27 protein-coding genes and 1 tRNA gene are annotated in these 21271 nt (G+C 75.3%); 19 read left to right on the top strand and 9 right to left on the bottom strand.

Annotated features, from left to right (window positions below):
- Positions 1-27: 27 nt before the first annotated feature.
- Complete coding sequence (locus ACI8AA_RS15520) at positions 28-306, bottom strand: GlsB/YeaQ/YmgE family stress response membrane protein (protein ID WP_456926028.1); 279 nt, start codon at positions 304-306, stop codon at positions 28-30.
- Positions 307-508: 202 nt separating this feature from the next.
- On the opposite strand from ACI8AA_RS15520, the gene ctaD reads away from it, so the two are divergent.
- On the top strand, positions 509-2266 hold the full coding sequence (gene ctaD / locus ACI8AA_RS15515) for an aa3-type cytochrome oxidase subunit I (protein ID WP_457045295.1): 1758 nt from the start codon (positions 509-511) through the stop codon (positions 2264-2266).
- A gap of 161 nt (positions 2267-2427) precedes the next feature.
- Entirely contained in the window at positions 2428-3696 is a 1269-nt protein-coding gene (gene serB, locus ACI8AA_RS15510; protein ID WP_457045294.1) for a phosphoserine phosphatase SerB, read from the top strand.
- 138 nt (positions 3697-3834) lie between these two features.
- Here serB and ACI8AA_RS15505 read toward each other — a convergent pair whose 3' ends face one another.
- Positions 3835-4401 (bottom strand): isochorismatase family protein, encoded by a 567-nt coding sequence (locus ACI8AA_RS15505; protein ID WP_457045293.1) that lies wholly within the window; start codon positions 4399-4401, stop codon positions 3835-3837.
- A 14-nt stretch (positions 4402-4415) separates the two neighbouring features.
- Positions 4416-5699 carry a nicotinate phosphoribosyltransferase gene (locus tag ACI8AA_RS15500; RefSeq protein WP_457045292.1) on the bottom strand — a complete coding sequence of 428 codons (1284 nt, stop codon included), beginning with the start codon at positions 5697-5699 and terminating at the stop codon, positions 4416-4418.
- A 72-nt stretch (positions 5700-5771) separates the two neighbouring features.
- Here ACI8AA_RS15500 and clpS point away from each other — a divergent pair, with 72 nt between their 5' ends.
- Positions 5772-6068, top strand: a complete 297-nt coding sequence (gene clpS / locus ACI8AA_RS15495) for an ATP-dependent Clp protease adapter ClpS (RefSeq protein ID WP_387985781.1) — start codon at positions 5772-5774, stop codon at positions 6066-6068.
- Complete coding sequence (locus tag ACI8AA_RS15490) at positions 6065-6562, top strand: DUF2017 family protein (RefSeq protein ID WP_457045291.1); 498 nt, start codon at positions 6065-6067, stop codon at positions 6560-6562. Before clpS ends, ACI8AA_RS15490 begins: the two co-directional genes overlap by 4 nt.
- Here the strand turns inward: ACI8AA_RS15490 and ACI8AA_RS15485 are convergent.
- Complete coding sequence (locus ACI8AA_RS15485) at positions 6501-6857, bottom strand: hypothetical protein (protein ID WP_457045290.1); 357 nt, start codon at positions 6855-6857, stop codon at positions 6501-6503. The two genes, ACI8AA_RS15490 and ACI8AA_RS15485, sit on opposite strands and share 62 nt — an antisense overlap.
- A 108-nt stretch (positions 6858-6965) precedes the next feature.
- Here ACI8AA_RS15485 and ACI8AA_RS15480 point away from each other — a divergent pair, with 108 nt between their 5' ends.
- From ACI8AA_RS15480 to ACI8AA_RS15440, 9 genes are all read left to right on the top strand, one after another.
- Positions 6966-7439: a Mov34/MPN/PAD-1 family protein gene (locus tag ACI8AA_RS15480; RefSeq protein ID WP_457045289.1), complete on the top strand. Its 474-nt coding sequence runs from the start codon at positions 6966-6968 to the stop codon at positions 7437-7439.
- Positions 7440-7558: 119 nt separating this feature from the next.
- On the top strand, positions 7559-7837 hold the full coding sequence (locus ACI8AA_RS15475; protein ID WP_456935201.1) for a ubiquitin-like small modifier protein 1: 279 nt from the start codon (positions 7559-7561) through the stop codon (positions 7835-7837).
- A gap of 45 nt (positions 7838-7882) precedes the next feature.
- Complete coding sequence (locus ACI8AA_RS15470) at positions 7883-8833, top strand: PLP-dependent cysteine synthase family protein (protein ID WP_456935200.1); 951 nt, start codon at positions 7883-7885, stop codon at positions 8831-8833.
- Positions 8830-9543, top strand: coding sequence for an HAD-IA family hydrolase (locus tag ACI8AA_RS15465; protein ID WP_457045288.1), 714 nt, complete (start codon positions 8830-8832; stop codon positions 9541-9543). The genes ACI8AA_RS15470 and ACI8AA_RS15465 overlap by 4 nt, the downstream gene beginning before the upstream one ends.
- A 54-nt stretch (positions 9544-9597) precedes the next feature.
- On the top strand, positions 9598-10335 hold the full coding sequence (locus ACI8AA_RS15460) for an MBL fold metallo-hydrolase (protein ID WP_457045287.1): 738 nt from the start codon (positions 9598-9600) through the stop codon (positions 10333-10335).
- 114 nt (positions 10336-10449) lie between these two features.
- Positions 10450-11403, top strand: coding sequence for a DNA polymerase domain-containing protein (locus ACI8AA_RS15455; RefSeq protein ID WP_457045286.1), 954 nt, complete (start codon positions 10450-10452; stop codon positions 11401-11403).
- 114 nt (positions 11404-11517) lie between these two features.
- Entirely contained in the window at positions 11518-11997 is a 480-nt protein-coding gene (locus ACI8AA_RS15450; protein WP_457045285.1) for a DUF4262 domain-containing protein, read from the top strand.
- Between the two features lie 100 nt (positions 11998-12097).
- A complete protein-coding gene (locus tag ACI8AA_RS15445; RefSeq protein WP_457045284.1) occupies positions 12098-13339 on the top strand; it encodes a low temperature requirement protein A in 1242 nt (413 codons plus the stop codon).
- Positions 13340-13514: 175 nt separating this feature from the next.
- Entirely contained in the window at positions 13515-14105 is a 591-nt protein-coding gene (locus tag ACI8AA_RS15440) for a QsdR family transcriptional regulator (protein ID WP_457045283.1), read from the top strand.
- 4 nt (positions 14106-14109) lie between these two features.
- Here the strand turns inward: ACI8AA_RS15440 and bcp are convergent, their stop codons facing one another.
- Together bcp and ACI8AA_RS15430 are read right to left on the bottom strand one after the other, a co-directional pair.
- Entirely contained in the window at positions 14110-14598 is a 489-nt protein-coding gene (gene bcp / locus ACI8AA_RS15435; RefSeq protein ID WP_457045282.1) for a thioredoxin-dependent thiol peroxidase, read from the bottom strand.
- Between the two features lie 48 nt (positions 14599-14646).
- On the bottom strand, positions 14647-15051 hold the full coding sequence (locus ACI8AA_RS15430) for a YjbQ family protein (protein ID WP_387985754.1): 405 nt from the start codon (positions 15049-15051) through the stop codon (positions 14647-14649).
- 60 nt (positions 15052-15111) lie between these two features.
- Here ACI8AA_RS15430 and rph point away from each other — a divergent pair, with 60 nt between their 5' ends.
- From rph to ACI8AA_RS15415, 3 genes are all read left to right on the top strand, one after another.
- The gene (rph, locus tag ACI8AA_RS15425; RefSeq protein WP_457045281.1) at positions 15112-15834 is read left to right on the top strand and encodes a ribonuclease PH; all 723 of its coding nucleotides are present in this window, start codon (positions 15112-15114) and stop codon (positions 15832-15834) included.
- On the top strand, positions 15831-16442 hold the full coding sequence (gene rdgB, locus ACI8AA_RS15420; RefSeq protein WP_457045280.1) for an RdgB/HAM1 family non-canonical purine NTP pyrophosphatase: 612 nt from the start codon (positions 15831-15833) through the stop codon (positions 16440-16442). Before rph ends, rdgB begins: the two co-directional genes overlap by 4 nt.
- Positions 16443-16530: 88 nt before the next feature.
- Positions 16531-17616 carry an HPP family protein gene (locus tag ACI8AA_RS15415; RefSeq protein ID WP_457045279.1) on the top strand — a complete coding sequence of 362 codons (1086 nt, stop codon included), beginning with the start codon at positions 16531-16533 and terminating at the stop codon, positions 17614-17616.
- 2 nt (positions 17617-17618) lie between these two features.
- Here the strand turns inward: ACI8AA_RS15415 and ACI8AA_RS15410 are convergent, their stop codons facing one another.
- A complete protein-coding gene (locus ACI8AA_RS15410; protein ID WP_457045278.1) occupies positions 17619-18572 on the bottom strand; it encodes a hypothetical protein in 954 nt (317 codons plus the stop codon).
- Positions 18573-18797: 225 nt separating this feature from the next.
- Here ACI8AA_RS15410 and ACI8AA_RS15405 point away from each other — a divergent pair, with 225 nt between their 5' ends.
- Positions 18798-19718 carry a DUF6910 family protein gene (locus ACI8AA_RS15405; protein ID WP_457045277.1) on the top strand — a complete coding sequence of 307 codons (921 nt, stop codon included), beginning with the start codon at positions 18798-18800 and terminating at the stop codon, positions 19716-19718.
- A gap of 9 nt (positions 19719-19727) precedes the next feature.
- On the opposite strand, the gene ACI8AA_RS15400 is transcribed toward ACI8AA_RS15405, so the two are convergent.
- Positions 19728-19808: transfer RNA gene (locus ACI8AA_RS15400), tRNA-Leu, on the bottom strand.
- Between the two features lie 90 nt (positions 19809-19898).
- Here ACI8AA_RS15400 and ACI8AA_RS15395 point away from each other — a divergent pair.
- On the top strand, positions 19899-20129 hold the full coding sequence (locus ACI8AA_RS15395) for a DUF3618 domain-containing protein (protein WP_387985736.1): 231 nt from the start codon (positions 19899-19901) through the stop codon (positions 20127-20129).
- Between the two features lie 8 nt (positions 20130-20137).
- Positions 20138-20635 carry a DUF427 domain-containing protein gene (locus ACI8AA_RS15390; protein ID WP_457045276.1) on the top strand — a complete coding sequence of 166 codons (498 nt, stop codon included), beginning with the start codon at positions 20138-20140 and terminating at the stop codon, positions 20633-20635.
- A gap of 3 nt (positions 20636-20638) precedes the next feature.
- Here ACI8AA_RS15390 and ACI8AA_RS15385 read toward each other — a convergent pair whose 3' ends face one another.
- Positions 20639-21250 (bottom strand): TetR/AcrR family transcriptional regulator, encoded by a 612-nt coding sequence (locus ACI8AA_RS15385; protein ID WP_457045275.1) that lies wholly within the window; start codon positions 21248-21250, stop codon positions 20639-20641.
- Positions 21251-21271 lie beyond the last annotated feature (21 nt).

The raw sequence follows: 21271 nt of genomic DNA, 5'->3' as shown, positions 1-21271 counted from the left end.
CCCGAGGCGCCGGGGGTCCCGCGTGGGTCAGACGCGCGTGCGGGTCCGTCCGCGGGTGGCGAAGACGTAGACCAGCAGCACCACGATCGCGCCCAGGATCGAGCCGATGATGCCGGCGGTGCCGAGCTCGAAGCCGTTGCCGCTGATCAGGCTGCCGAGCAGGTTGCCGACGAACGAGCCGATGATGCCGAGGACGATCGTCATCCCGACGCTCATGGACTGCTTGCCGGGGACGACGGCCCGCGCGATGAAGCCGGCGATGGCGCCGACCACGATGAGCACGATGATGTTCCAGAGAAGCTCCACGTGGGACCTCCTGAGGGGATGGCCGGGTGGCCGAGGCGCTGGGATCTCCAGGCTCGGACGGTCCTGTTCCCCTGGTGAGCAGCGCGGAAACCCGTCTTGATCATGACGTGACCTGAACGCCGTCCCCGACGGCGCCGTGAGCTGCGGCGCGCCTCCCCGGTCGGGCCCGACGGGCCCGACGCCCTCGGTCTAAGCTGCGCTCGTGACGATCGCGCCTGCACCGATCGTGAGCCGGCCCAGTCCGGCTCGCGAGGTCCAGCGGGGTGCGCGGCTCTCGAACCTGCTGCGGACCACGGACCACAAGACCATCGGCCTGATGTACATGGCCACCTCGTTCGCCTGGTTCATCGTGGGTGGCTTCATGGCCATGCTGATCCGCGGTGAGCTGGGCCAGCCCGGGCTGCAGTTCCTGTCGCCCGAGCAGTACAACCAGCTCGTCACGATGCACGGCACGATCATGCTGCTGATGTTCGCGACGCCGCTGTTCTTCGCGTTCTCGAACCTGATCATGCCGCTGCAGATCGGCTCGCCGGACGTCGCCTTCCCGCGGCTGAACGCCTTCTCGTTCTGGCTGTTCTTCTTCGGCAGCCTCATCGCGGTCTCGGGCTTCTTCACCCCCAGCGGCGCGGCCGACTTCGGCTGGTACGCCTACGCCCCGCTGTCCGACGCCGTCCACTCCCCGGGCCCCGGTGCCAACCTGTGGTTCTCGGGCCTGGCGGTCAGCGGTCTGGGCACCATCCTCGGCGCGGTCAACTTCACCGCCACGATCGCCTGCCTGCGGGCGCCGGGCATGACCATGTTCCGGATGCCGATCTTCACCTGGAACACGCTGGTCACCAGCCTGCTGGTGCTGCTGGCCTTCCCGATCCTCACCGCCGCGATCTTCGGCATGCTGGCCGACCGCAACCTCGGCGCCCTCGTCTACTCGGACGAGAACGGCGGCCCGATGCTGTGGCAGCACCTGTTCTGGTTCTTCGGCCACCCCGAGGTCTACATCATCGCGCTGCCGTTCTTCGGCATCATCACCGAGATCATCCCGGTGTTCTCGCGCAAGCCGCTGTTCGGCTACAAGGGCATGGTCGGCGCCACGCTGCTCATCGGTGGCCTGTCGCTCACCGTGTGGGCGCACCACATGTACGCGACCGGCGCGGTCCTGCTGCCGTTCTTCGCGTTCCTGACCTACCTCATCGCCGTGCCGACCGGCATCAAGTTCTTCAACTGGATCGGCACCATGTGGCGCGGCCAGCTGACGTTCGAGACGCCCATGCTGTTCTCCATCGGCTTCCTCGTGACCTTCCTCCTGGGCGGCCTGACCGGCGTGCTGCTGGCCAGCCCGCCGCTGGACTGGCACGTCAACGACAGCTACTTCGTCGTCGCGCACTTCCACTACGTCGTCTTCGGCACCGTGGTCTTCGCCGCCTACGCCGGCATCTACTTCTGGTTCCCGAAGATGTCGGGCCGGATGATGGACGAGCGGCTGGGCAAGCTGCACTTCTGGCTGGTGTTCATCGGCTTCCACGCGACGTTCCTCGTGCAGCACTGGCTGGGCACCGAGGGCATGCCGCGGCGGTACGTCGACTACCTGCCCACCGACGGGTTCACCACCCTGCACGTGATCTCCACGATCGGGTCGTTCGTCCTGGGCGCCTCGACCATCCCGTGGCTGTACAACGTGGTGAAGTCGTGGAAGTACGGTCGGCTCGCGCTGCGCGACGACCCGTGGGGCCACGGCAACTCGCTGGAGTGGGCGACGTCCTCGCCGCCGCCGCGGCACAACTTCACCGAGATCCCGCGGATCCGGTCGGAGCGCCCGGCCTTCGAGGCGCACTACCCGCACCTCGTCGAGCGGCTGCACGCCGAGGCGCACGTCGGCAAGCGGCACCAGCCCTACGGCGGCGTCAGCGAGCTCGCCGAGGGCACCGGCCCCCGTCAGGGTCCCAACGACCCCGACCCCTTCTAGGAGGACCCCGCTGCCCCACCCCTCGCAGGCTCGGGGTGGGACCCTGCAGCGGGGCCACCCACAAGGCACCTCGTCACGACGACGCCCCGTCGGCTCCGGCCGGCGGGGCGTCGCCTCGTCTCCGGGACCACCGCCCGGAGCCCCCGCGGGAGTGCGGCACGATGGCCGCCGTGCCGCTCGACCCCGCACCCCGCACGCGTCCGCAGGCCGCCCCCGACGGGCCCCGCGCGGTCCTCACGGTCACCGGCGCCGACCGGCCCGGCGTGACCGCCCGGCTGTTCGGGGCCCTCGCCTCCGGCGACCAGGGGCTCCCGCCGGTCGAGGTGGTCGACGTCGAACAGGTCGTCGTGCACGGCCAGCTGGTCCTCGGGGTCGTCATCGGCGCCCGGCCGGCCGACGGCGCGGTGGACGAGGCCGGGTTCCTCGCCTGCCTGGGCCGGCTGGCCACCGAGGTCGCCCGCGCCACCGGCCTCCGGGTCGCGGTGGAGACCGCCTCCGGCCGCGGCGCCGGCACCACGCCCACCGGGCGGCCGCACCACGTGATCCTGCTCGGCCGGCCCGTGCCGCCCTCCGCGGTCGCCGGCGCGGCCACCGCCATCGCGGGCGTCGGCGGCAACATCGACGCGATCCGGCGGCTGTCGGACCGCCCGGTCACGTCGCTGGAGCTCACCGTCTCCGGGGCCGGGGCCACCGAGCTGCGCACCGCGCTGGCCGCCGTCGCCGCCGCCACCGGCGCCGACATCGCCGTCGAGCAGGTCGGGCTCGCCCGGCGCAGCAAGCGGCTGATCGTCCTCGACGTCGACTCCACGCTGGTGCGGGGCGAGGTCATCGACGAGCTGGCCGCCCGGGCCGGGCGCGCGGCCGAGGTCGCCCGGATCACCGCGGCGGCGATGAACGGCGAGCTGGACTTCGCCGAGTCGCTGCGGGCCCGGGTGGCCACGCTGGCGGGCCTGCCGGTCGAGGTGCTCGACGAGGTGCGCGAGCACCTGGAGCTCACCCCGGGCGCCCGCACGCTCATCCGCACGCTGCAGCGGCTCGGGTTCCGCTGCGGCATCGTCAGCGGCGGGTTCAGCCAGATCACCGACCCGCTGGCCGCCGCGCTCGGCCTCGACTTCGCCGCGGCCAACACCCTCGAGGTCGCCGACGGGAGGCTCACCGGCGGCCTGGTGGGCGAGATCGTCGACCGGGCGGGCAAGGCCCGCGCGCTGGCCCGCTTCGCCGCCGAGCACGGCATCCCGCTGGAGCAGACGGTCGCGGTCGGCGACGGCGCCAACGACCTCGACATGCTCAACGCCGCCGGGCTCGGCATCGCGTTCAACGCCAAGCCCGTGGTGCGCGAGCAGGCGCACACCGCGCTGAACCAGCCCTACCTCGACGCCGTCCTGCAGGTCCTCGGCTTCACCCGCGACGAGGTGATGGACGCGCTGTGACACTGTGTGATCTGCCGTCCTACCGGACGGCACCGCGGCCACGGGTCGTACCCCTTCTGCGTCGAGCCCGCCCGTCGCACCCGGCGGGGACCCTCCGGGCCCGCCCCCGGGCACGACCGCTCGCAGGGGCGGCTCGCCTCAGGGGTGGGTGACCGCGCCCTCCAGCTCGACGCCGGCGGTGCGCAGCTGGTCCAGCGCCGCCTCGGTCGAGGCCTCGGACACCCCCGCGGTGAGGTCGAGCAGCACGCGGGTCGCGAAACCCGCCGCGACGGCGTCGAGCGCGGTGGCCCGCACGCAGTGGTCGGTGGCGATCCCGACGACGTCGACGGCGTCCACGCCCCGCTCGTGCAGCCAGTCCGCCAGGGGGACGCCGTCGGCCCGACCCTCGAAGCCGGAGTAGGCCGCCGCGTAGTGGCCCTTGTCGAACACGGCGTCGAGCGGCCCGCGGTCCAGCGACGGGTGCAGCTCCAGCCCGCTCGTGCCGGCGACGCAGTGCGCCGGCCAGGTCTCCAGGTAGTCCGGTTCCTCGTGGAAGTGGTCGCCCGGGTCGACGTGGTGGTCGCGCGTGGCGACCACGTACGCGTAGTCGGCGGACCGCACGTGCTCGGTGATCGCCGCCGCCACCGCCGCACCCCCGGCCACCGCCAGGCTGCCGCCCTCGCAGAAGTCGTTCTGCACGTCCACCACCAGCAGTGCGCGCGTCACCGCGGGACCTCCGTTCACGCCGTCACCGTCTCCAGTGCGGGTTCCCCGCGGGAGAGCGCCCATGCCTCCTGCGGCAGGGCCTCGCGCGCCCGGCGGTGGTGCGCGGCCGCCGCCTGGAGCGCGTCGGCCGGCGACGCCGGCGTCACCGGCTCGCCGCCGCGGACCAGCTCGACCAGCAGCTGCCGGTCGCCGTCGCGCGGCTCGACCCGCCCGCTGCTGACCACCTCGGCGGTCGCCGTCCCGTCGGCGTCGTGCCGGCGGACAGCGGTCTTGCGGCCGCCGGTGGAGTTCTTGCCCTCCGAGCGCTTGGCCACCGGCACGCCGTCGCGCTGCACCAGCTTGTAGACCATCCCGGCGGTCGGCGCGCCCGAGCCGGTGACCAGCGAGGTGCCGACGCCGTACCCGTCGACCGGCGCGGCCATGAGCCCGGCGATCGCGTACTCGTCGAGGTCGCTGGTGACGATGATCCGCGTCTTCGTGGCGCCCAGCTCGTCGAGCTGGCGGCGGGCGGCGGTGGCCAGCGTCGGCAGGTCGCCGGAGTCCAGCCGGATGGCGCCGAGCTCCGGCCCGGCCACCTCGACCGCCGTCGTGATGCCCTGGACGACGTCGTAGGTGTCCACCAGCAGCGTGGTGCCGACGCCGAGGGTGTCGACCTGCGCGCGGAAGGCGGCGGCCTCGTCGTCGTGCAGGAGGGTGAACGCGTGCGCGCTGGTGCCCGTCGTCGGCACCCCGTACCGGCGGCCGGCCTCCAGGTTGGAGCTGGCGGTGAAGCCGACCAGGTAGGCCGCCCGCGCCGCGGCGACCGCGGCCTGCTCGTGGGTGCGCCGCGAGCCCATCTCGATGCACGGCCGCTCGCAGGCCGCCCCCACCATGCGGGCCGCAGCCGAGGCGATCGCGCTGTCGTGGTTGAGCACCGAGAGGACCAGGGTCTCCAGCAGCACGCCCTCGGCGAAGGGCGCGCGCACGGTGAGCACCGGGGAGCCGGGGAAGAACAGCTCGCCCTCGGCGTAGCCGTCGACGTCGCCGGAGAAGCGGAAGTCGGCCAGCCAGTCCAGCAGCCGCGCGTCGGTCAGGCCCTGCTCGCGGAGGGTGGCCAGCTCCTCGTCGCCGAAGCGGAAGGAGGGCAGCAGCTCCAGCAGCCGGCCGGTGCCGGCGACGACGCCGTAGCGGCGGCCGTGCGGGAGGCGCCGGGCGAAGACCTCGAACACGCAGTCGCGGTCGGCGGTGCCGTCGGCCAGGGCGGCGGCGACCATGGTCAGCTCGTACCGGTCGGTGAGCAGGGCGGAACCCGTCGGCATGATCCAGACCCTAGGTCGGCCGCCGCGACCGCACCCGGGGGAGCGGGGCAGCCACCGTCCTAGAGTGGTCGGGTGGCCGGACCACTCGCGCCGACACGGACGCCCGAACCCACGGTCGAGGAGACCGCCGACCTCGACCGTCCCTGGGTCACCATCGTCTGGAACGACCCGGTGAACCTCATGACCTACGTGACCCACGTGCTGCGGGAGCTGTTCGGCTACGACGAGCCGACGGCGACCACGCTCATGCTGCAGGTGCACAACGACGGCAAGGCGGTGGTCAGCTCCGGTCCACGCGAGCGGATGGAGCACGACACCAGCCGGCTGCACGCCTACGGCCTGTGGGCCACCTACCAGCAGGACGCATGAGGCCGTTCCGCCGCAAGGGGGCCGACGTCGTCGCGCGGCTCGAGCCGGCCGAGGCCGGCGTCCTCGGGCTGCTGCTCGACCAGCTCGAGCAGCTGCTGGGCGCCGACCCCGAGGACGTCGAGGGCGACCCGGTGGTCGCCCGGCTGCTGCCGGCCGGGCACCGCACCGACCCCGGGCTCGCCGCCGACTACCGCGAGCTGACCGAGTCGGCGCTGCGCGCGGGCAAGACCGACGACCTGGCCGCCGTCCGGGCCTCCCTCCCCGCCGACGGCGGGGAGGTGCGGCTGGACCGGGACCAGGCCGGCGCGTGGCTGCGCACCACCAACGACCTCCGGCTGGCGCTGGGGGAGCGGATCGGGATCACCGAGGAGACCGAGCCGCCCGAGGACCCGGCCGGCGAGGAGGGCCAGCAGCTGGCCGTCTACTACTGGCTCACCGGGCTGCAGGGGTCGCTCGTCGACGCGGTCGCCGCCGGGCGCGACGCCCGAAGGTGAGCAGCACCAGCACCGCCAGCAGCAGGTCCAGCACGAAGAAGACCGGCACGAGGCTGGGCAGCTCCAGGTCGCGGACGACCGCCCCGACGGTGGAGACGAGCGTCACCGCCGACAGGGACAGCACCAGCAGGAGCACCAGCACGCGCACCGCGACGAGCAGCCCCAGCGACAGGCGGTCGGCGGCGACGTCGCTGCTGTAGTGCCCGCTGCGCAGGGTCAGCCCCCGGAGGCCGAGCCACAGCGCCGGCAGCGCGACGACGACCACGCCGGCCGCCATGATCAGCTCGAGCCACACGGGTCCGCACCGTATCCGGTCGGCGACGGCCGGGTGTCCTGCCCCGGTCGGGCGAGGGTCCTCCCGGTGCCCGCGGTGCCGCTCCCGGGCGCCGCCTAGACTGGGGACGTGCTGCGCATCGACCGCGCGACCTACGACGCCATCGTGGCCCACGCCCGGGAGGACCACCCGGACGAGGCCTGTGGCGTCGTCGCCGGGCCCGAGGGCAGCGACCGTCCCGAGCGGTTCATCCCGATGCTCAACGCCGCCCGCTCGCCGACGTTCTACGAGTTCGACTCGGCCGACCTGCTGCGCCTGTACCGGGAGATGGACGACCGGGACGAGGAGCCGGTGGTGATCTACCACTCGCACACCGCCACCGAGGCGCACCCCTCGCGGACGGACGTCGCGTACGCGTCCGAGCCCAACGCCCACTACGTGCTCGTCTCGACCCGCCACCACGGCCGGGAGACCGGCCTGGCCGGGGACGAGGTCGAGTTCCGCAGCTTCCGGATCGTCGACGGCGAGGTGAGCGAGGAGGACGTCGAGGTCGTCGAGTCCTACCTGTTCGGCCACTCGCCGACCACCGTCGTCTACGACTGAACGGTGCCGTGCCGCCCGGGTACGGAATCCCCGGCGGCGGGCGGGCGTTGCCCGCACCGACACGCGCTCACGTCGAGCGCTCCCGCACGTCCCCACCCTCCCGAGGAGAACCGCACGCCATGGCCATCGAGGTCCGGATCCCGACCATCCTGCGCACCCACACCGGCGGCAACAAGACCGTCGAGGGCAGCGGGGACACCCTCGGCGCGCTCGTCGACGACCTCGACGCCCAGCACCCCGGCCTCAAGGGCCGCCTGGTGACGGAGGAGGGCAAGCTGCACCGCTTCGTCAACGTCTACGTCAACGACGAGGACGTGCGCTTCACCGGCGCCCTGGACACCGCGGTCAAGGACGGCGACTCGGTCACCATCCTCCCGGCGGTCGCCGGCGGCTGCTGAGGCAGCTCCGTCCCGCCCCGCCCCCCAGACCCGGAAGAGCTCCCCATGGCCCGCTTCAACTCCCTCGTCGACTCCCTCGGCGGCACCCCGCTGGTCGGGCTGCCGAACCTGTCGCCGACTCCGGACGTGCGGCTGTGGGCCAAGCTCGAGGACCACAACCCCACCGGGTCGATCAAGGACCGCGCCGCGATCTCGATGATCGAGGCGGCGGAGAAGGACGGCACGCTCCAGCCGGGCGCCACCATCCTCGAGCCGACCAGCGGCAACACCGGCATCTCGCTGGCGATGGTGGCCCGGCAGCGCGGCTACAGGCTCATCTGCGTCATGCCGGAGAACACCTCCGTCGAGCGGCGCCAGCTGCTGGAGATGTACGGCGCGCAGATCGTCAGCTCGCCGGCGGCCGGCGGCTCCAACCAGGCCGTCGCGATGGCCAAGGAGATGGCCGCCGAGCACGACGACTGGGTGATGCTCTACCAGTACGGCAACCCGGCCAACGCCGAGGCGCACTACACCGGCACCGCCCCGGAGATCCTCGCGGACCTGCCGTCGATCACCCACTTCGTCGCGGGCCTCGGCACCACCGGCACGCTTATGGGCTGCTCGCGCTACTTCCGCGAGCACAAGCCCGGCGTCCAGGTGATCGCCGCCGAGCCACGCTACGGCGAGCTGGTCTACGGCCTGCGCAACATCGACGAGGGGTTCATCCCCGAGCTCTACGACCCGTCGCTGCTGGACTCGCGGTTCTCCGTGGGTCCCGAGGACGCCGTCCACCGCACCCGGCAGCTGGTCGAGCGCGAGGGCATCTTCGCCGGCATCTCGACCGGGGCGATCCTGCACGCGGCGCTCGGCGTCGCCGACCGCGAGGTCGCCGCGGGACGCAAGGCCGACATCGTGTTCATCGTCTGCGACGGCGGCTGGAAGTACCTGTCCACCGGCGCCTACGCCGGCACCCTCGAGGAGGCCACCTCGGCGCTCGAGGGCCAGCTCTGGGCATGACGACGGACCACCCTGCCCCCCGCCGCTCGCACGCTCGCGGCGGTCCCCTGCAGGGTGGCCGACGGCTCCTCGCCAGGGGCCTGCTGTTCGACAACGACGGTGTCCTGGTCGACTCCGACGCCGCCGTCACCTCCTCCTGGTCGCGCTGGGCGCTCGAGCACGGCCTGGTGCCCGCCGACGTGCTCGCCGTCGTCCACGGCCGGCAGTCGGCCGACACCGTGGCCGACCTGGTGCCCGGGCCCGGCCGGGGCGCCGCGACGGCGCTCATCGACCGGTACGAGCTCGAGGACGCGACCACCGTGGCCGCCGTCCCCGGCGCCGCCGACCTCCTGGCCGGCCTGCCCGCCGGCGTCTGGGCGGTGGTCACCTCCGGCACTCCCGACCTCGCCACCGCCCGGCTGACCGCCGCGGGGCTGCCGCTGCCCGGCGCCCTGGTCACCGCCCGCGACGTGCGCACCGGCAAGCCCGACCCCGAGGGCTACCGCCTCGGCGCCCGCCTGCTCGGCGTGCCGCCGGAGGACACCGTGGTGTTCGAGGACAGCCACGCGGGCATCGCCGCCGGCCGGGCGGCCGGCGCGCGGGTCGTCGGCGTGGGGGAGCGGGCGCTCGGCGCCGGGGCCGACGTCGTCGTCCGCGACCTGGGCGGCCTGTCCTGGGCCGACGGCGTCCTGTCCGTCCCGGCCGCCGCCCTCCTCCCGACCGGCGGTTAGCCTGGCGCCCGCCATGGACAGCGGATGGACGTGCGACCGGCCGGGGGGCGCGGCATGAGGCTCACGGTCGTGGGCTGCTCGGGCAGCGGGCCCGGCCCCGCGTCGGCGGCCTCCTGCTACCTCGTCGAGCACGACGGCTTCCGGGTGCTGCTCGACCTGGGCAGCGGCGCGTTCGGCGCGCTGCAGGCGCTGGCCGACCCCGACTCGATCGACGCCGTCTACCTCTCCCACCTGCACGCCGACCACTGCCTCGACGTCGTCCCGTTCGTGGTGTGGCACCGCTACTCGGGCCGCTCGTCGCGGCGCCGGGTCCCGATGGTCGCCCCGGCCGGCGCCGAGCGGCGGCTGGGCCTGGTCTACGACGAGGGCGGCGCGCCGCTGACCGACGTCTTCGACTTCGCGCCCACCCCGGTGTCGGCGGTCCTCGGCCCGTTCACCGTGCAGACCGCGCGGACCGCGCACCCGATCGAGTGCCACGCCGTCCGGCTGACCGCGCACGGCAGCTCGCTGGTCTACACCGGCGACACCGGGCCGTCGCAGGCCGTCGTCGACCTCGCGCACGGCGCCGACGTGCTGCTGGCCGAGGCCGCCCACCCCGACCGGGACGGGCTCCCGCCGGACCTGCACCTCACCGGCCGGCAGGCGGGGGAGGCCGCGGCCGCGGCCGGGGTGCGGCGGCTGCTGGTCACCCACGTGCCGGCGTGGGTGGACCCCGTCGCGCAGCTGGCCGCGGCGCGGACGGCGTTCCCCGGCGCGGAGCTGGCCACCCCGGGCGCCACCTACGACGTCTGAAGGACCCCCCTCCCGCCGCCCCTCGCAGGCTCGCGGCGGGCCCCTGCAGAGGAGCCGAGGAGAACGGAAGAGGTCCGTCTTGCCGCGCCCGGGCGGGGCGGGCACGGTGGGCCGGTGGTCGACGACGAACGGGACGGCGTCCGGCTGACCAGCCTCGACGCGCCGCTGGGGGACGGGCTGGGGGTCACCAAGGGCGACCTGGTCGACCACCTCGACGCGTTCGCGGACCGGCTGGTGCCGCAGCTGGCGGGCCGGCCGCTGTCGGTGAAGCGCGTGCGGCCGGGCCAGGAGCCGTTCATGCAGCGCAACGTGGCCAAGGGCGCGCCGGACTGGGTGCGCACCGTGCCGGTGTGGTCCTCCGGCGCCCACCGCGAGGTGCACCAGGTGCTGTGCGACGACCGCCGCACCCTGCTGTGGCTGGCCAACCAGCGGGCCGTGGAGTTCCACGTCCCGTTCTTCCACGCGGGCGCGGAGACCGAGCCGACCGGCATCGTGCTCGACCTCGACCCGCCGGAGGGCGCCGACTTCGCGGTCGTCGTGCAGGCCGCGGAGCTGGTGCGGCGGGCGCTGGCCGACGCCGGGCTGGCCGGGGCGGTGAAGACCAGCGGGTCCAAGGGCGTGCACGTCGTCGTCCCGGTGCGCGGGGCCGGGCCCGAGGACGCCGCCGCCGCGACCCGCGCGCTCGCCGCCCGCGCCGCGACCCTCGACCCGGACCTGGCCACGACCGCCTACATCAAGGAGGACCGGCACGGGCGGGTCTTCCTCGACTCCACCCGCTCCGGGTCCTCGACGATCGTGGCCGCCTACAGCCCGCGGATCCGCCCGGGCCTGCCCGTGTCGGCGCCGGTCGCGTGGGAGGACCTGCCCTCGGTCCGGCCGGGCGACGTCACGGTCACCACCGCGCCGGACCGGCTGGGCGACGGCGACCCGTGGGCGCGGCTGCTGCCCGCGCCGCAGGAGCTTCCGGCCGACCTGGTCGCCGAGGGCCACACCATCCCGGTCGCGCGGGTGGCCGCGATGCACGAGGGCAAGCGGCGGGCGCGGGCCAGGCGGTCCGCGGAGGGCTGAGCCGGGGGACCCGGGGACCGACGGTCCGGCCGCCGTCGTCCACAGGGAGGACCCGCGTCCACCACCGGGTGTGCGCGGGCGCGTCCTGTCGGTGCCGACCCGCAGGCTCCGGGCATGACGCACGACCCGCAGACCACCGCCTGGCTGGACCAGGAGGACGCCCACCTCGCCGCCGTCATCCGCCGCGCCCGCTTCGCCGTGCAGTACGTCGGGCCGGGGGACCGTCCCGACGAGCCGGCGTTCGGCTACACCATCGGCCTGTTCGGCCTCGGCCACCCCGAGCTGGTGCTCGCCGGGCGCGGGACCTCCGCCACGCACGCCCTGCTCGACGCGGTGGCCCGCGAGGTGGTGGCCGGCCGGTCGCTGGTGCCCGGGGAGCTGCTCGAGGCCGGCCGGGAGGAGCTGGTCGTGGAGGAGTGCCCCAACCCGGGCGAGGTGCTGCTCGGCGCCAACCGCTGGTACCGGCGGCCGGCCGAGTACTCGGTGCCGGCGCACGTCCTCACCTGGGCCTCGCCCGCCGGGTGCTTCCCGTGGGACCCGGGCTGGGACGGCGGCCGGTACGGGCAGCCCCGCCCGGGCACGTGGACGGCCTGAGTCCGCCCTGGGAGAACGCCCCTCGTCCCGGGCGCCGGGAGGGGCCAGGATGGCCCGCGTCGCGGGTTGCCGGGACGCGCCCGGCGGGCGGGAGGTGCACGTGACCGCGCGAGCCGATCGACCGTCCGGGGTGCACGCCCACGCCCGGGTGCTGCCGACGACGGAGCACCACACGGTCACCACGCTGGAGCTCTTCTTCGACCTGGTCTTCGTCTTCGCGATCACCCAGGTCACCGCCTTCATGGCCGAGGACATCGGCTGGCGCAGCGCGGTGCGCGGCCTGCTCGTCCTCGCGCTGCTGTGGTGGGCCTGGAGCAGCTACGCGTGGCTGGGCAACCAGGCCCGGGCCGACGAGGGCGTCGTCCGCGGCGCGCTGATCACGGTGATGGGCGCGCTGTTCCTCGTCGCGCTGTCGATCCCCGAGGCGTGGCGCGACGAGGGCGACGGGTTCAGCGCCCCGCTGGTGCTGGCCGCGTGCATCGCCGTGGTACGCCTGGGGCACCTCGCGGTCTACCTCGTCGCGGCGGGGGACGACGCCGGGTTGCGCCGGCAGCTGCTGCGCACCGCGGTCCCGGTCGTCCTGGCCGCCGGGCTCCTGGTGGCCGGGGCGCTGGCCGGCGGGACCACCCAGACGCTGCTGTGGGTCCTGGCGCTGCTGGTCGACTACACCGGCATCTACGTCTCCGGCACCGACTGGCGCCTGCCGGCGCCGCGGCACTACGCGGAGCGGCACGGCCTCATCGTGATCATCGCCCTCGGCGAGTCGATCATCGCGGTCGGCGTGGGGGTCGCCGACCTGCCGCTGACCCTGCCGATCGCGGCCGTCGCGCTCCTCGGGCTCACGGTCAGCGTGTGCCTGTGGTGGTCCTACTTCGACGTGGTCGCCCCGGTGGCGGAGCGGGTGCTGGCCGGCAAGCAGGGCGTGGACCGGGTCCGGCTGGCCCGCGACTCCTACACCTACCTGCACTTCCCGATGATCGCCGGGATCATCTTCCTCGCCCTCGGGCTGAAGAAGGTCGCCGAGTACGTCGGCGACGTCGAGCACCACGACCTGACCGACCCGCTGAAGGGGACCGCCCTGTGGTCGCTCTACGCCGGCGTCGCGGTGTACCTGCTGGCGCACCTGGCGTTCCGGCTGCGCAACGTCGGGTCGGTCAACCGGCCGCGGGCCGTCGTCGCGGTGCTGCTGCTGCTCGCGCCGCTGGCCGTGGCGCCCCTGCCGGCGCTGGCGCAGCTCGCGGTGCTCGCCGCGGTCCTGGTGGGGCTGCTGACGTTCGAGGTGGTCCGCTACGCCGACGCGCGGGCGCAGGTGCGGGCGGAGGCGGCCGCCGAGCACGGGTGAGCGCCTCCGCGCGTGCTCGGCCGCCGCGCCGGGAGCGGTGCGTACCCCGGCCCGACCCGGCGTCCTGACGAGGAGGGCGGCCACCGTGCACGCACGGTGGCCGCCCTCCCGCGTGCGGGTGAGGCCGGTGCCGCGGCCGTGTCGGCGCCGGACGCCCCGCGCCTACGCTGCGTCCGTGATCGCGCCGCGTGAAGAGGTCGTCCGCCGGGCGGCGCGGACCTTCCTGCGCGGCGACCGGATCGACACCACGACCCTGGCCGCCGACCTCGGCATCTCCCGGGTGACGCTGTTCCGCCGCGTCGGCAACCGCGACGCCATCCTGGGCGAGACCCTCTGGTACCTGGCCGAGCGGCAGCTGCAGCAGGCCGCCGAGGCGTACGACGCCCGGCCCGAGGGCGCCGAGCCCGCCGGCCGGCTGCGCAGCCTGGCGATCATCGAGGACTACCGGCACGCGCTGGGCACTGCGGCGCCGCTGCACCGCTTCATCGACGACGAGCCGACCACCGCGATGCGCATCCTCACCGACCCGCGCGGCCGGGTGCAGCCGCGGCTGGTCGAGGCCTACACCGCGCTGTTCGAGCGCGACGTCGAGGAGCGCGGGCTCACGCCGGAGGTGTCGCTGCCGGTGCTGGCCTACGCCGTCGTCCGGCTGGGGGAGTCGTTCCTCTACTCCGACGTCGTGGTCTCCCGCGACCCCGACCTCAAGGCCGCGACGACGGTCGTCGACGCGCTGGTGACCGGCGTGCTCGGCGTCCGCGGGGACTGAGCGCTCAGCCCAGGCCGAGGTCGCGGCGCAGCTTCGCGACATGCCCGGTGGCCTTCACGTTGTAGGCGGCCCGCTCGATGCGGCCCTCGGCGTCGACGACGAAGGTCGAGCGGATGACGCCCTGCACCTCCTTGCCGTACAGCTTCTTGGTGCCGAAGGCGCCGTAGGCGGTGAGCACGCGCTTGTCCGGGTCGGACAGCAGCGTGATGCCCAGGCCCTCCTGCTCGCGGAAGCGCTGCAGCTTCTCCGGCGGGTCGGGGGAGATGCCGATGATGTCGAGCCCGGCCTCGGCCAGCTCGCCGGCCGCGGCGGTGAAGTCGACGGCCTGGGTGGTGCAGCCCGGGGTGAGGGCGGCGGGGTAGCAGTAGACGATCACCCGGCGGCCGCGGCGGTCGGCGAGGGAGACCGGGGTGCCGTCGGCGTCGGGCAGCGTGAAGTCCGGCGCCGGGTCACCGGGCGCGAGGCGGACGGGTGCGGGCGCGGTCTCGGTCATGCCCGGCATGATGCCGTGCCCGCCCGACGGGGGAGGGGAGCAGGGGCGTCAGCCGCGGAGGAACGACAGCCGCACCTGCCGCTCGGGGTTGTCGCCGTTGGGGTCGACCAGGCAGATCCGCTGCCAGGTACCCAGCTGCAGCCGGCCCCCGAGCACCGGCACGCTCAGGTGCGGCGGCACGAACGCCGGCAGCACGTGGTCGCGCCCGTGGCCGGGGCTGCCGTGCCGGTGGCGCCAGCGGCCGTCGCGGGGCAGCAGCTCGTCGAGCTGGGCGAGCAGGTCGTCGTCGCTGCCCGCGCCGGTCTCGATGACCGCGAGCCCGGCCGTGGCGTGCGGGACGAACACGGACAGCAGGCCGTCGTCCTCCTGCCGGACGAAGTCCTCGCACTCGCCGGTCAGGTCGACCACCACCGGCTCGCCGCCGGTCCGCACCGTCCGCAGCTCCGATCGCACGGGCCGATCGTGGCATCTCGCCCGGAGGGCGGCGTGCCGACGTCGATAGGCTCGGTGCCCGTGACCCGCCCCGACGGCCGCGCGGCCGACCAGCTCCGCCCGGTGACCATCACCCGCAACTGGCTCGACCACGCCGAGGGCTCGGTGCTCGTCGAGTTCGGCCGCACCCGCGTGCTGGTCGCGGCCAGCGTCACCGAGGGCGTGCCGCGCTGGCGCAAGGGCTCGGGCCTGGGCTGGGTCACCGCCGAGTACGCGATGCTGCCGCGCGCCACGCACACCCGCGGCGACCGCGAGTCGGTCAAGGGCCGCATCGGCGGGCGCACCCACGAGATCAGCCGGCTCATCGGCCGCTCGCTGCGCGCCTCGATCGACCTCGCGGCGCTCGGGGAGAACAGCATCGCCGTCGACTGCGACGTCCTGCAGGCCGACGGCGGCACCCGGACGGCGGCGATCACCGGCGCCTACGTCGCCCTCGCCGACGCCGTCGCGTGGCTGGCCGACCGCCGGAAGCTGGCGAGGAAGACCGCGATCGTGCAGTCGGTGGCGGCGGTGAGCGTCGGGGTGATCGACGGCGAGCCGCGGCTGGACCTCGCCTACGAGGAGGACGTGCGCGCCGGCACCGACATGAACGTCGTCTGCACCGGCGAGGGCGGCTTCGTCGAGGTGCAGGGCACCGCCGAGGGCGCGGTGTTCGACCGGCCCACCCTCGACCGGCTGCTCGACCTCGCCGTCGCCGGGTGCGCCGAGCTCACCCGCGTCCAGCAGGAGGCGCTGCAGCGATGACCACCCGCCTGCTGCTGGCCACCCGCAACGCCGGCAAGCTCGCCGAGCTGCAGCGGCTGCTGTCCGACGCCGTCCCGGGGGTCGAGGTGGTCGGCCTGCGCGACGTCCCCGAGTACCCGGAGGCCCCGGAGACCGGCGCGACGTTCGCGGAGAACGCGCTGCTCAAGGCGCGCGAGGCGGTCCGGTACACGGGCCTGCCGGCGGTGGCCGACGACTCGGGCCTCGCCGTCGACGCGCTCAACGGCATGCCGGGGGTGCTCTCGGCGCGCTGGTCGGGCCGGCACGGCGACGACGCGGCCAACACCGCGCTGCTGCTCGGCCAGATCGGCGACGTCCCCGACGAGCGGCGCGGCGGGGCGTTCGTGTGCGCCGCCGCCCTGGTCACCCCGGACGGCGCGGAGTCGGTCGTCGAGCGGCAGTGGCGCGGCCGGGTGGTCCGCGAGCCGCGCGGCACCAACGGCTTCGGCTACGACCCGGTGTTCGTCGCCGACGGCCTGCACCGCACCGCCGCCGAGCTCGAGCCCGCGGAGAAGGACGCCCGCAGCCACCGCGGCCAGGCCTTCGCCGCGCTGGTCCCGGTGATCGCGCAGGCGCTCGGCGCGGCCTGACCGACGCGCCGCGGCGGCACCCCCGCGCCGCCCCGACGACGTAGGGTCCACGCCCGCGGCGGGCGGGGGCCCGCGGGAGGGGAGCGGGGTGCGCGCGGACGTCAGGGCGTGGAGGGTCGGGCTGCGGCCCTCGCCGGTGGGCTACCGCCGCTCGGAGGTGCTGCGCGGCGGGCTCGGCGCCCTGGCCGGCATCGCGCTGGCCGCGCTCACCGCCCACACGGTGCCCGGCGGGCCGGCCGGGCTGCCGTGGATCGTCGCGCCGATGGGCGCCACCGCGGTGCTGCTGTTCGCCGCGCCGGCCAGCCCGCTGGCCCAGCCCTATCCCGTGCTCGCGGGCAACACGGTGTCCACGCTGGTCGGCGTCGCGGCGGGCAAGCTCCTCGACGACGTCACGCTCGCCGCGGCGGTCGCCGTCGGCGTGGCGATCCCGCTGATGATGGTGCTGCGCTGCGTGCACCCGCCGGGCGGCGCGTGCGCGCTGTTCGCGGCGGTCGGCGAGGCGGCGGTGGCCGACCACGGCTGGGCGTTCGCGCTGTGGCCGGTCGGCGTCGACACGCTCGTGCTGCTGCTCGTGGCCGCGCTGGTGAACAACCTGACCGGGCGGCCCTACCCGCACGTGCCCGAGCCGCCGCGCACCGGCCCCGAGGCGCCGCCCACCGAGCGGGTCGGCCTGCAGGCCGAGGACGTCACGGCGGCGATGCAGCGGCTGGACCGCGGCCTGGACGTGCTGCCCGGCGACGTGCTGGCGCTGGTCCGCGACGCCGAGGCGCACGCCCTGGACCGCCGGCTCGGGCAGCTGCGCGTCGGCGCGCTCATGGAGCGCGACGTGCGGACCGTGCAGCCCGACGAGACGCTGTACCGCGCGCGGATGCTGATGAACCAGCACGCGGTGAAGGCGCTGCCGGTGGTCACGCCCGACCGGCGGGTCGTCGGCATCGTCACCGTCCACGACCTGTTCAACCTCGACGTCGTGGACTTCGACCCGGTCGCGAAGGTCATGACCAGCCCGGTCACCACCGTCGGCGCCGACACCCCGGTCTCCGAGCTGGTCGGGCTCATGGCCGACCGCGGGCTGCGGCACCTGCCGGTGGTCGACGCCGACGACCGGCTGGCCGGGATCGTCACCCGCGCCGAGCTGGTCGCCGTCCTGCACCGGGCGCTGGTCGGCTCCTGAGCTCAGGCGGCCGGCGGCGCCTCGCCACCGGCGTCGGCGGCCGCCCCGGTGCCCGCCTCGGCCTGCGGCTCGGTGCCCGAGCCGCTGTCCGAACCGGAGCCCGAGCCGGTGTCCGAGTCGCTGCCCGGGTCGCCCTCGGACCCGCTGCCCGAGTCGGTCCCCGGCGCCTGCGTCGACGGCTCGGCGGGCGCGGACTCCTCGGCGCCGCCGGTGTCCTCGCCGGTGCCGTCCCCGCCGTCCTCGTCGCTGCCGCTCTCGGTGGCGGGCGCGGACTCCCCGGGCGGCGTCGCACTCTCCCCGGCGTCCCCGGGCGTCCCCGTGGCCGGCGCCTCGGTCGTCGGCGTGGTCGGGTCGGAGTCCGACGGCGTCACGTCGCGCGAGGACGAGGCGTTGGACAGCTCGCCGATCGTGGTGGACGACGAGGAGTCCTCGGTCCCGCCGACCAGCGCCGACACCGGCTTCTGCCCGATCAGCTCGATCGCGGTGACGATCCCCATCGCCAGGACGAACACCGCGGCCGCGTACGCCGCCACGCGCGGCCAGCGGATCCGCCGGCGCGGCGCCGGGGCCCGCCGCGGGTCCAGGTGCGCGGGCAGCTCCCGGGTCGCCGTCTCGTCGGCCGCGGACCCGGCCGCGGGCATCGCCCGGGTCGGCGCCTCGCCGGCCGCCGGGGCGGGGCGGGTCGCCAGCTGCTCGCGGGCCTTGCGCAGCTTCTCGCTCGTGCGGTTCAGCGAGGTGCTGTAGAGCGCGGAGCCGACGGTGCTCACCACGCTGACCAGCGCCGCGCCGATCACCGTGCCGGCGACGCCGAAGAAGGAGGCGAGGACCGCCGCGGACACCGCGGCCAGGGCGCCGGCCGCCACCTGGGTGACGGTGAGCGACGTGCGGGGCTTGTCGGGGACCGGCTCGGGGTTCGTGCCGGGGGAGGGGCTGGTCTCGGTGCGCGGGGAGGTCATGGGCTCCGACGGGTCGTGTCCGGAGGACTGTGTGCAGGGGAAGAGGGCCGGCCCCGGGGCACCCCGTCGTGCGGCCGGCCGGTCGCCCCGAGGCTACGTCGGCTTCGCCGCGCGTGCAGCGGCCCTGGACGGAGTTCAGCGTGCTGACCTGCGGAAAGACAGTTGTGTGATCCGGCCCCGGCGGTCGCCCGCGTGAGGCCGCACCGGAGCGGGCACCCCGTCCCCGTGCGCGTCGACCTCACCGCCGTCCGCGGGCTCCGCTTCGACGACGGGACGCCGGTGACCGCGGCCTCGGGTCTCGCGCCGCTGGGCGACGGCTGGCTCGTGGCCCAGGACGACGCCACGTCCGCGGCCTGGCAGCGCCCGCGCGGCGTCGTCCCGGTGCGGCTGCTGCCGCCGGTCGAGGGGCACGACCGGTTCTCCGAGGCGGCCGGGACCAAGTCCCTCAAGCCCGACCTGGAGACGGCCTGCCCGGTGGAGGCCGACGGGCGGCCCGCGGTGCTGCTGCTCGGGTCGGGGTCCACGCCGCGGCGCACCCGCGGGGTGCTGGTCGTCCTCGACGGCGACCGGCCCTCCGTCCGGGCGGCCGACCTCGGGCCGCTGTACGCGGCGGTCGGCGACCGCCTCGGGGTGCCGGACGGGCAGCGGAACCTGGAGGGCGCCGCCCGCGTGGGCGACGTCCTGCGCTGGTACCAGCGCGGCAACCGCGCCGCCGGGGTGCCGAGCGCTGCCCTCGAGGTCCCGCTGGCGCCGCTGGTGGGGGCCGTGCTCGGGCGCGGGGACCCCGCCGCGGTGCCGCTGGGGCCGGTGCACGTCCTCGACCTCGGCGAGGTCGCCGGCGTCGGGCTCGCGGTCACCGACGCCGTCGCCCTGCCCGACGGCCGGGAGCTGCTGTCCGCGGCGGCGGAGGACACACCGAACGCCGTCGACGACGGCCCGGTGGTGGCCACCGCGCTGGTCCTGGTCGAGCACGGGCGGGTGCTGGCCGTCGCGCCGGTGCCGGAGGTGGACGGGCGGGTGGCCAAGGTGGAGGGCCTGGCGCTGCGCGGCGTGGACGGCGACCGCGTGGACCTGCTGGCCGTGGTCGACGCCGACGACCCGGGGCTCGCCTCGCCGCAGGTCGAGCTCACCGTGACCCTGAGCTGACCCGTCGCGTGCGGGAGAGGGGAGTCGAACCCCTACGCCCGAGGGCACCAGATCCTAAGTCTGGCGTGGCTGCCGTTACACCACTCCCGCGTGGCCGCCGAGTCTAGGGCGCATCGCCCGCGCGGGTGCCGCTGATCGCCGGAACGGGCCGGTCGCCGCGGTGTCTGGCAGGCTGTCGCCGTGCCTCGCGACCCTCGAGAGATCCAGCTGGAGATCGACGCCGCCCGTGAGTCGCTGGCGGCCACCCTGGACCAGTTGGCGTACCGGAGCAGCCCGACGCGGCTCCGCGCCCAGGGGCAGGCCGCCGTCGTGCGCTTCCTGCAGTCGACGGCGGGGCGCGCCACCGTCGGCGCCCTCGGCCTGCTGGTGACGCTGGTCGTCGTCCAGAAGGCCCGGCACCGCAACGACTGAGCCGCACCGTGCGCCCGCCGCGCCGCGACCCGGTCGGCCCGGGTCAGGAGTCGGTCTGGGACTACCCGCGCCCGCCGTCGGCGGAGGTGACGCCGCGCCGCGTCGTCGTCGAGCTGGGCGGGCGGGTGGTCGCGTCGACCGGCCGCGCGGTGCGGGTCTGCGAGACCAGCCACCCGCCGGTCTACTACGTGCCCCGCGAGGACGTCGCCCCCGGCGTGCTCGAGCGGGCCGCCGGCTCGTCGTGGTGCGAGTGGAAGGGGCGGGCCACCTACTGGGACGCCGTCGTCGACGGGCGGCGGTACCCGGCGGTGGGCTGGTCCTACGAGGACCCCACCCCGGGCTACGAGCACCTGCGCGGGGCGGTGGCGTTCTACCCGAGCCGGGTCGACCGGGCGCTGGTCGACGGCGAGCAGGTGCGCGCGCAGGCGGGGGACTTCTACGGCGGCTGGATCACCGCGGACGTCGTCGGCCCGTTCAAGGGCGAGCCGGGCACGCTCGGCTGGTGAGCGTCAGGCCCGGCGGACCAGCGGGAGCACCACGGTCTCGAGCACCGCGTCGGCGTAGGCGGCGTCCACCGGCTCGCGGGTGACCAGCCAGCGCTGCACCAGCAGCGCGGTGGTGGCCTCGGCGGGGATCGACTGCGGCAGCCCGGGGCCCACCTCGCCGCGCGCCTGGGCGCGGGTCCACACCTCGTCGTAGGCCCGCCGCCAGACGGCCAGCGGGCCCTCGCGGAACGCCTCGATCAGCGCCGGCTCGTGCTGCATCGCCGCGAGCAGCGAGCGGGTCGCGGCCCCGACCGGGCTGGCCATCATCTCCACCATGCGGTGCACGAGCTGGCGCAGGTCGCCCTCGAGGGACCCGGTGTCGGCGGTGACCGTCCAGGCCCGGTTGAGGTCGGAGACGGTGTCGACGACGAGGTCCTGCTTGGTGCGCCAGCGGCGGTAGATGGTCGCCTTCCCGACGCCGGCCTCCGCGGCCACGGCGTCCATGGTCAGCGCGCCGTACCCGACCTCCCCGAGCAGCCGGAGGATGGCCGCGCGGATGACGTCGTCACGGCTGGGGTCGCGCGGGCGGCCGCCGCGGCCATGGCGCGTCGGCGGCTCGGTGATCACAGCAGCCATGGATCGACAGTAGGGCCTCCG

The sequence above is a fragment of the Geodermatophilus sp. SYSU D01180 genome (assembly GCF_054050415.1).
This window is presented reverse-complemented; position numbering and strand designations above follow the sequence as displayed.

Excerpts from the sequence above, each read along its gene's own strand:
- ACI8AA_RS15500 (WP_457045292.1), bottom strand. The coding sequence starts at position 5,699 with ATGCCGACGGGTTCCGCCCTGCTCACCGACCGGTACGAGCTGACCATG.
- ACI8AA_RS15450 (WP_457045285.1), top strand. The coding sequence starts at position 11,518 with ATGACGCACGACCCGCAGACCACCGCCTGGCTGGACCAGGAGGACGCC.
- ACI8AA_RS15410 (WP_457045278.1), bottom strand. The coding sequence starts at position 18,572 with ATGACCTCCCCGCGCACCGAGACCAGCCCCTCCCCCGGCACGAACCCC.
- ACI8AA_RS15385 (WP_457045275.1), bottom strand. The coding sequence starts at position 21,250 with ATGGCTGCTGTGATCACCGAGCCGCCGACGCGCCATGGCCGCGGCGGC.
- ACI8AA_RS15460 (WP_457045287.1), top strand. The coding sequence starts at position 9,598 with ATGAGGCTCACGGTCGTGGGCTGCTCGGGCAGCGGGCCCGGCCCCGCG.
- ACI8AA_RS15490 (WP_457045291.1), top strand. The coding sequence starts at position 6,065 with ATGAGGCCGTTCCGCCGCAAGGGGGCCGACGTCGTCGCGCGGCTCGAG.
- bcp (WP_457045282.1), bottom strand. The coding sequence starts at position 14,598 with ATGACCGAGACCGCGCCCGCACCCGTCCGCCTCGCGCCCGGTGACCCG.
- rdgB (WP_457045280.1), top strand. The coding sequence starts at position 15,831 with ATGACCACCCGCCTGCTGCTGGCCACCCGCAACGCCGGCAAGCTCGCC.
- ACI8AA_RS15465 (WP_457045288.1), top strand. The coding sequence starts at position 8,830 with ATGACGACGGACCACCCTGCCCCCCGCCGCTCGCACGCTCGCGGCGGT.
- ACI8AA_RS15470 (WP_456935200.1), top strand. The coding sequence starts at position 7,883 with ATGGCCCGCTTCAACTCCCTCGTCGACTCCCTCGGCGGCACCCCGCTG.
- serB (WP_457045294.1), top strand. The coding sequence starts at position 2,428 with ATGGCCGCCGTGCCGCTCGACCCCGCACCCCGCACGCGTCCGCAGGCC.
- ACI8AA_RS15475 (WP_456935201.1), top strand. The coding sequence starts at position 7,559 with ATGGCCATCGAGGTCCGGATCCCGACCATCCTGCGCACCCACACCGGC.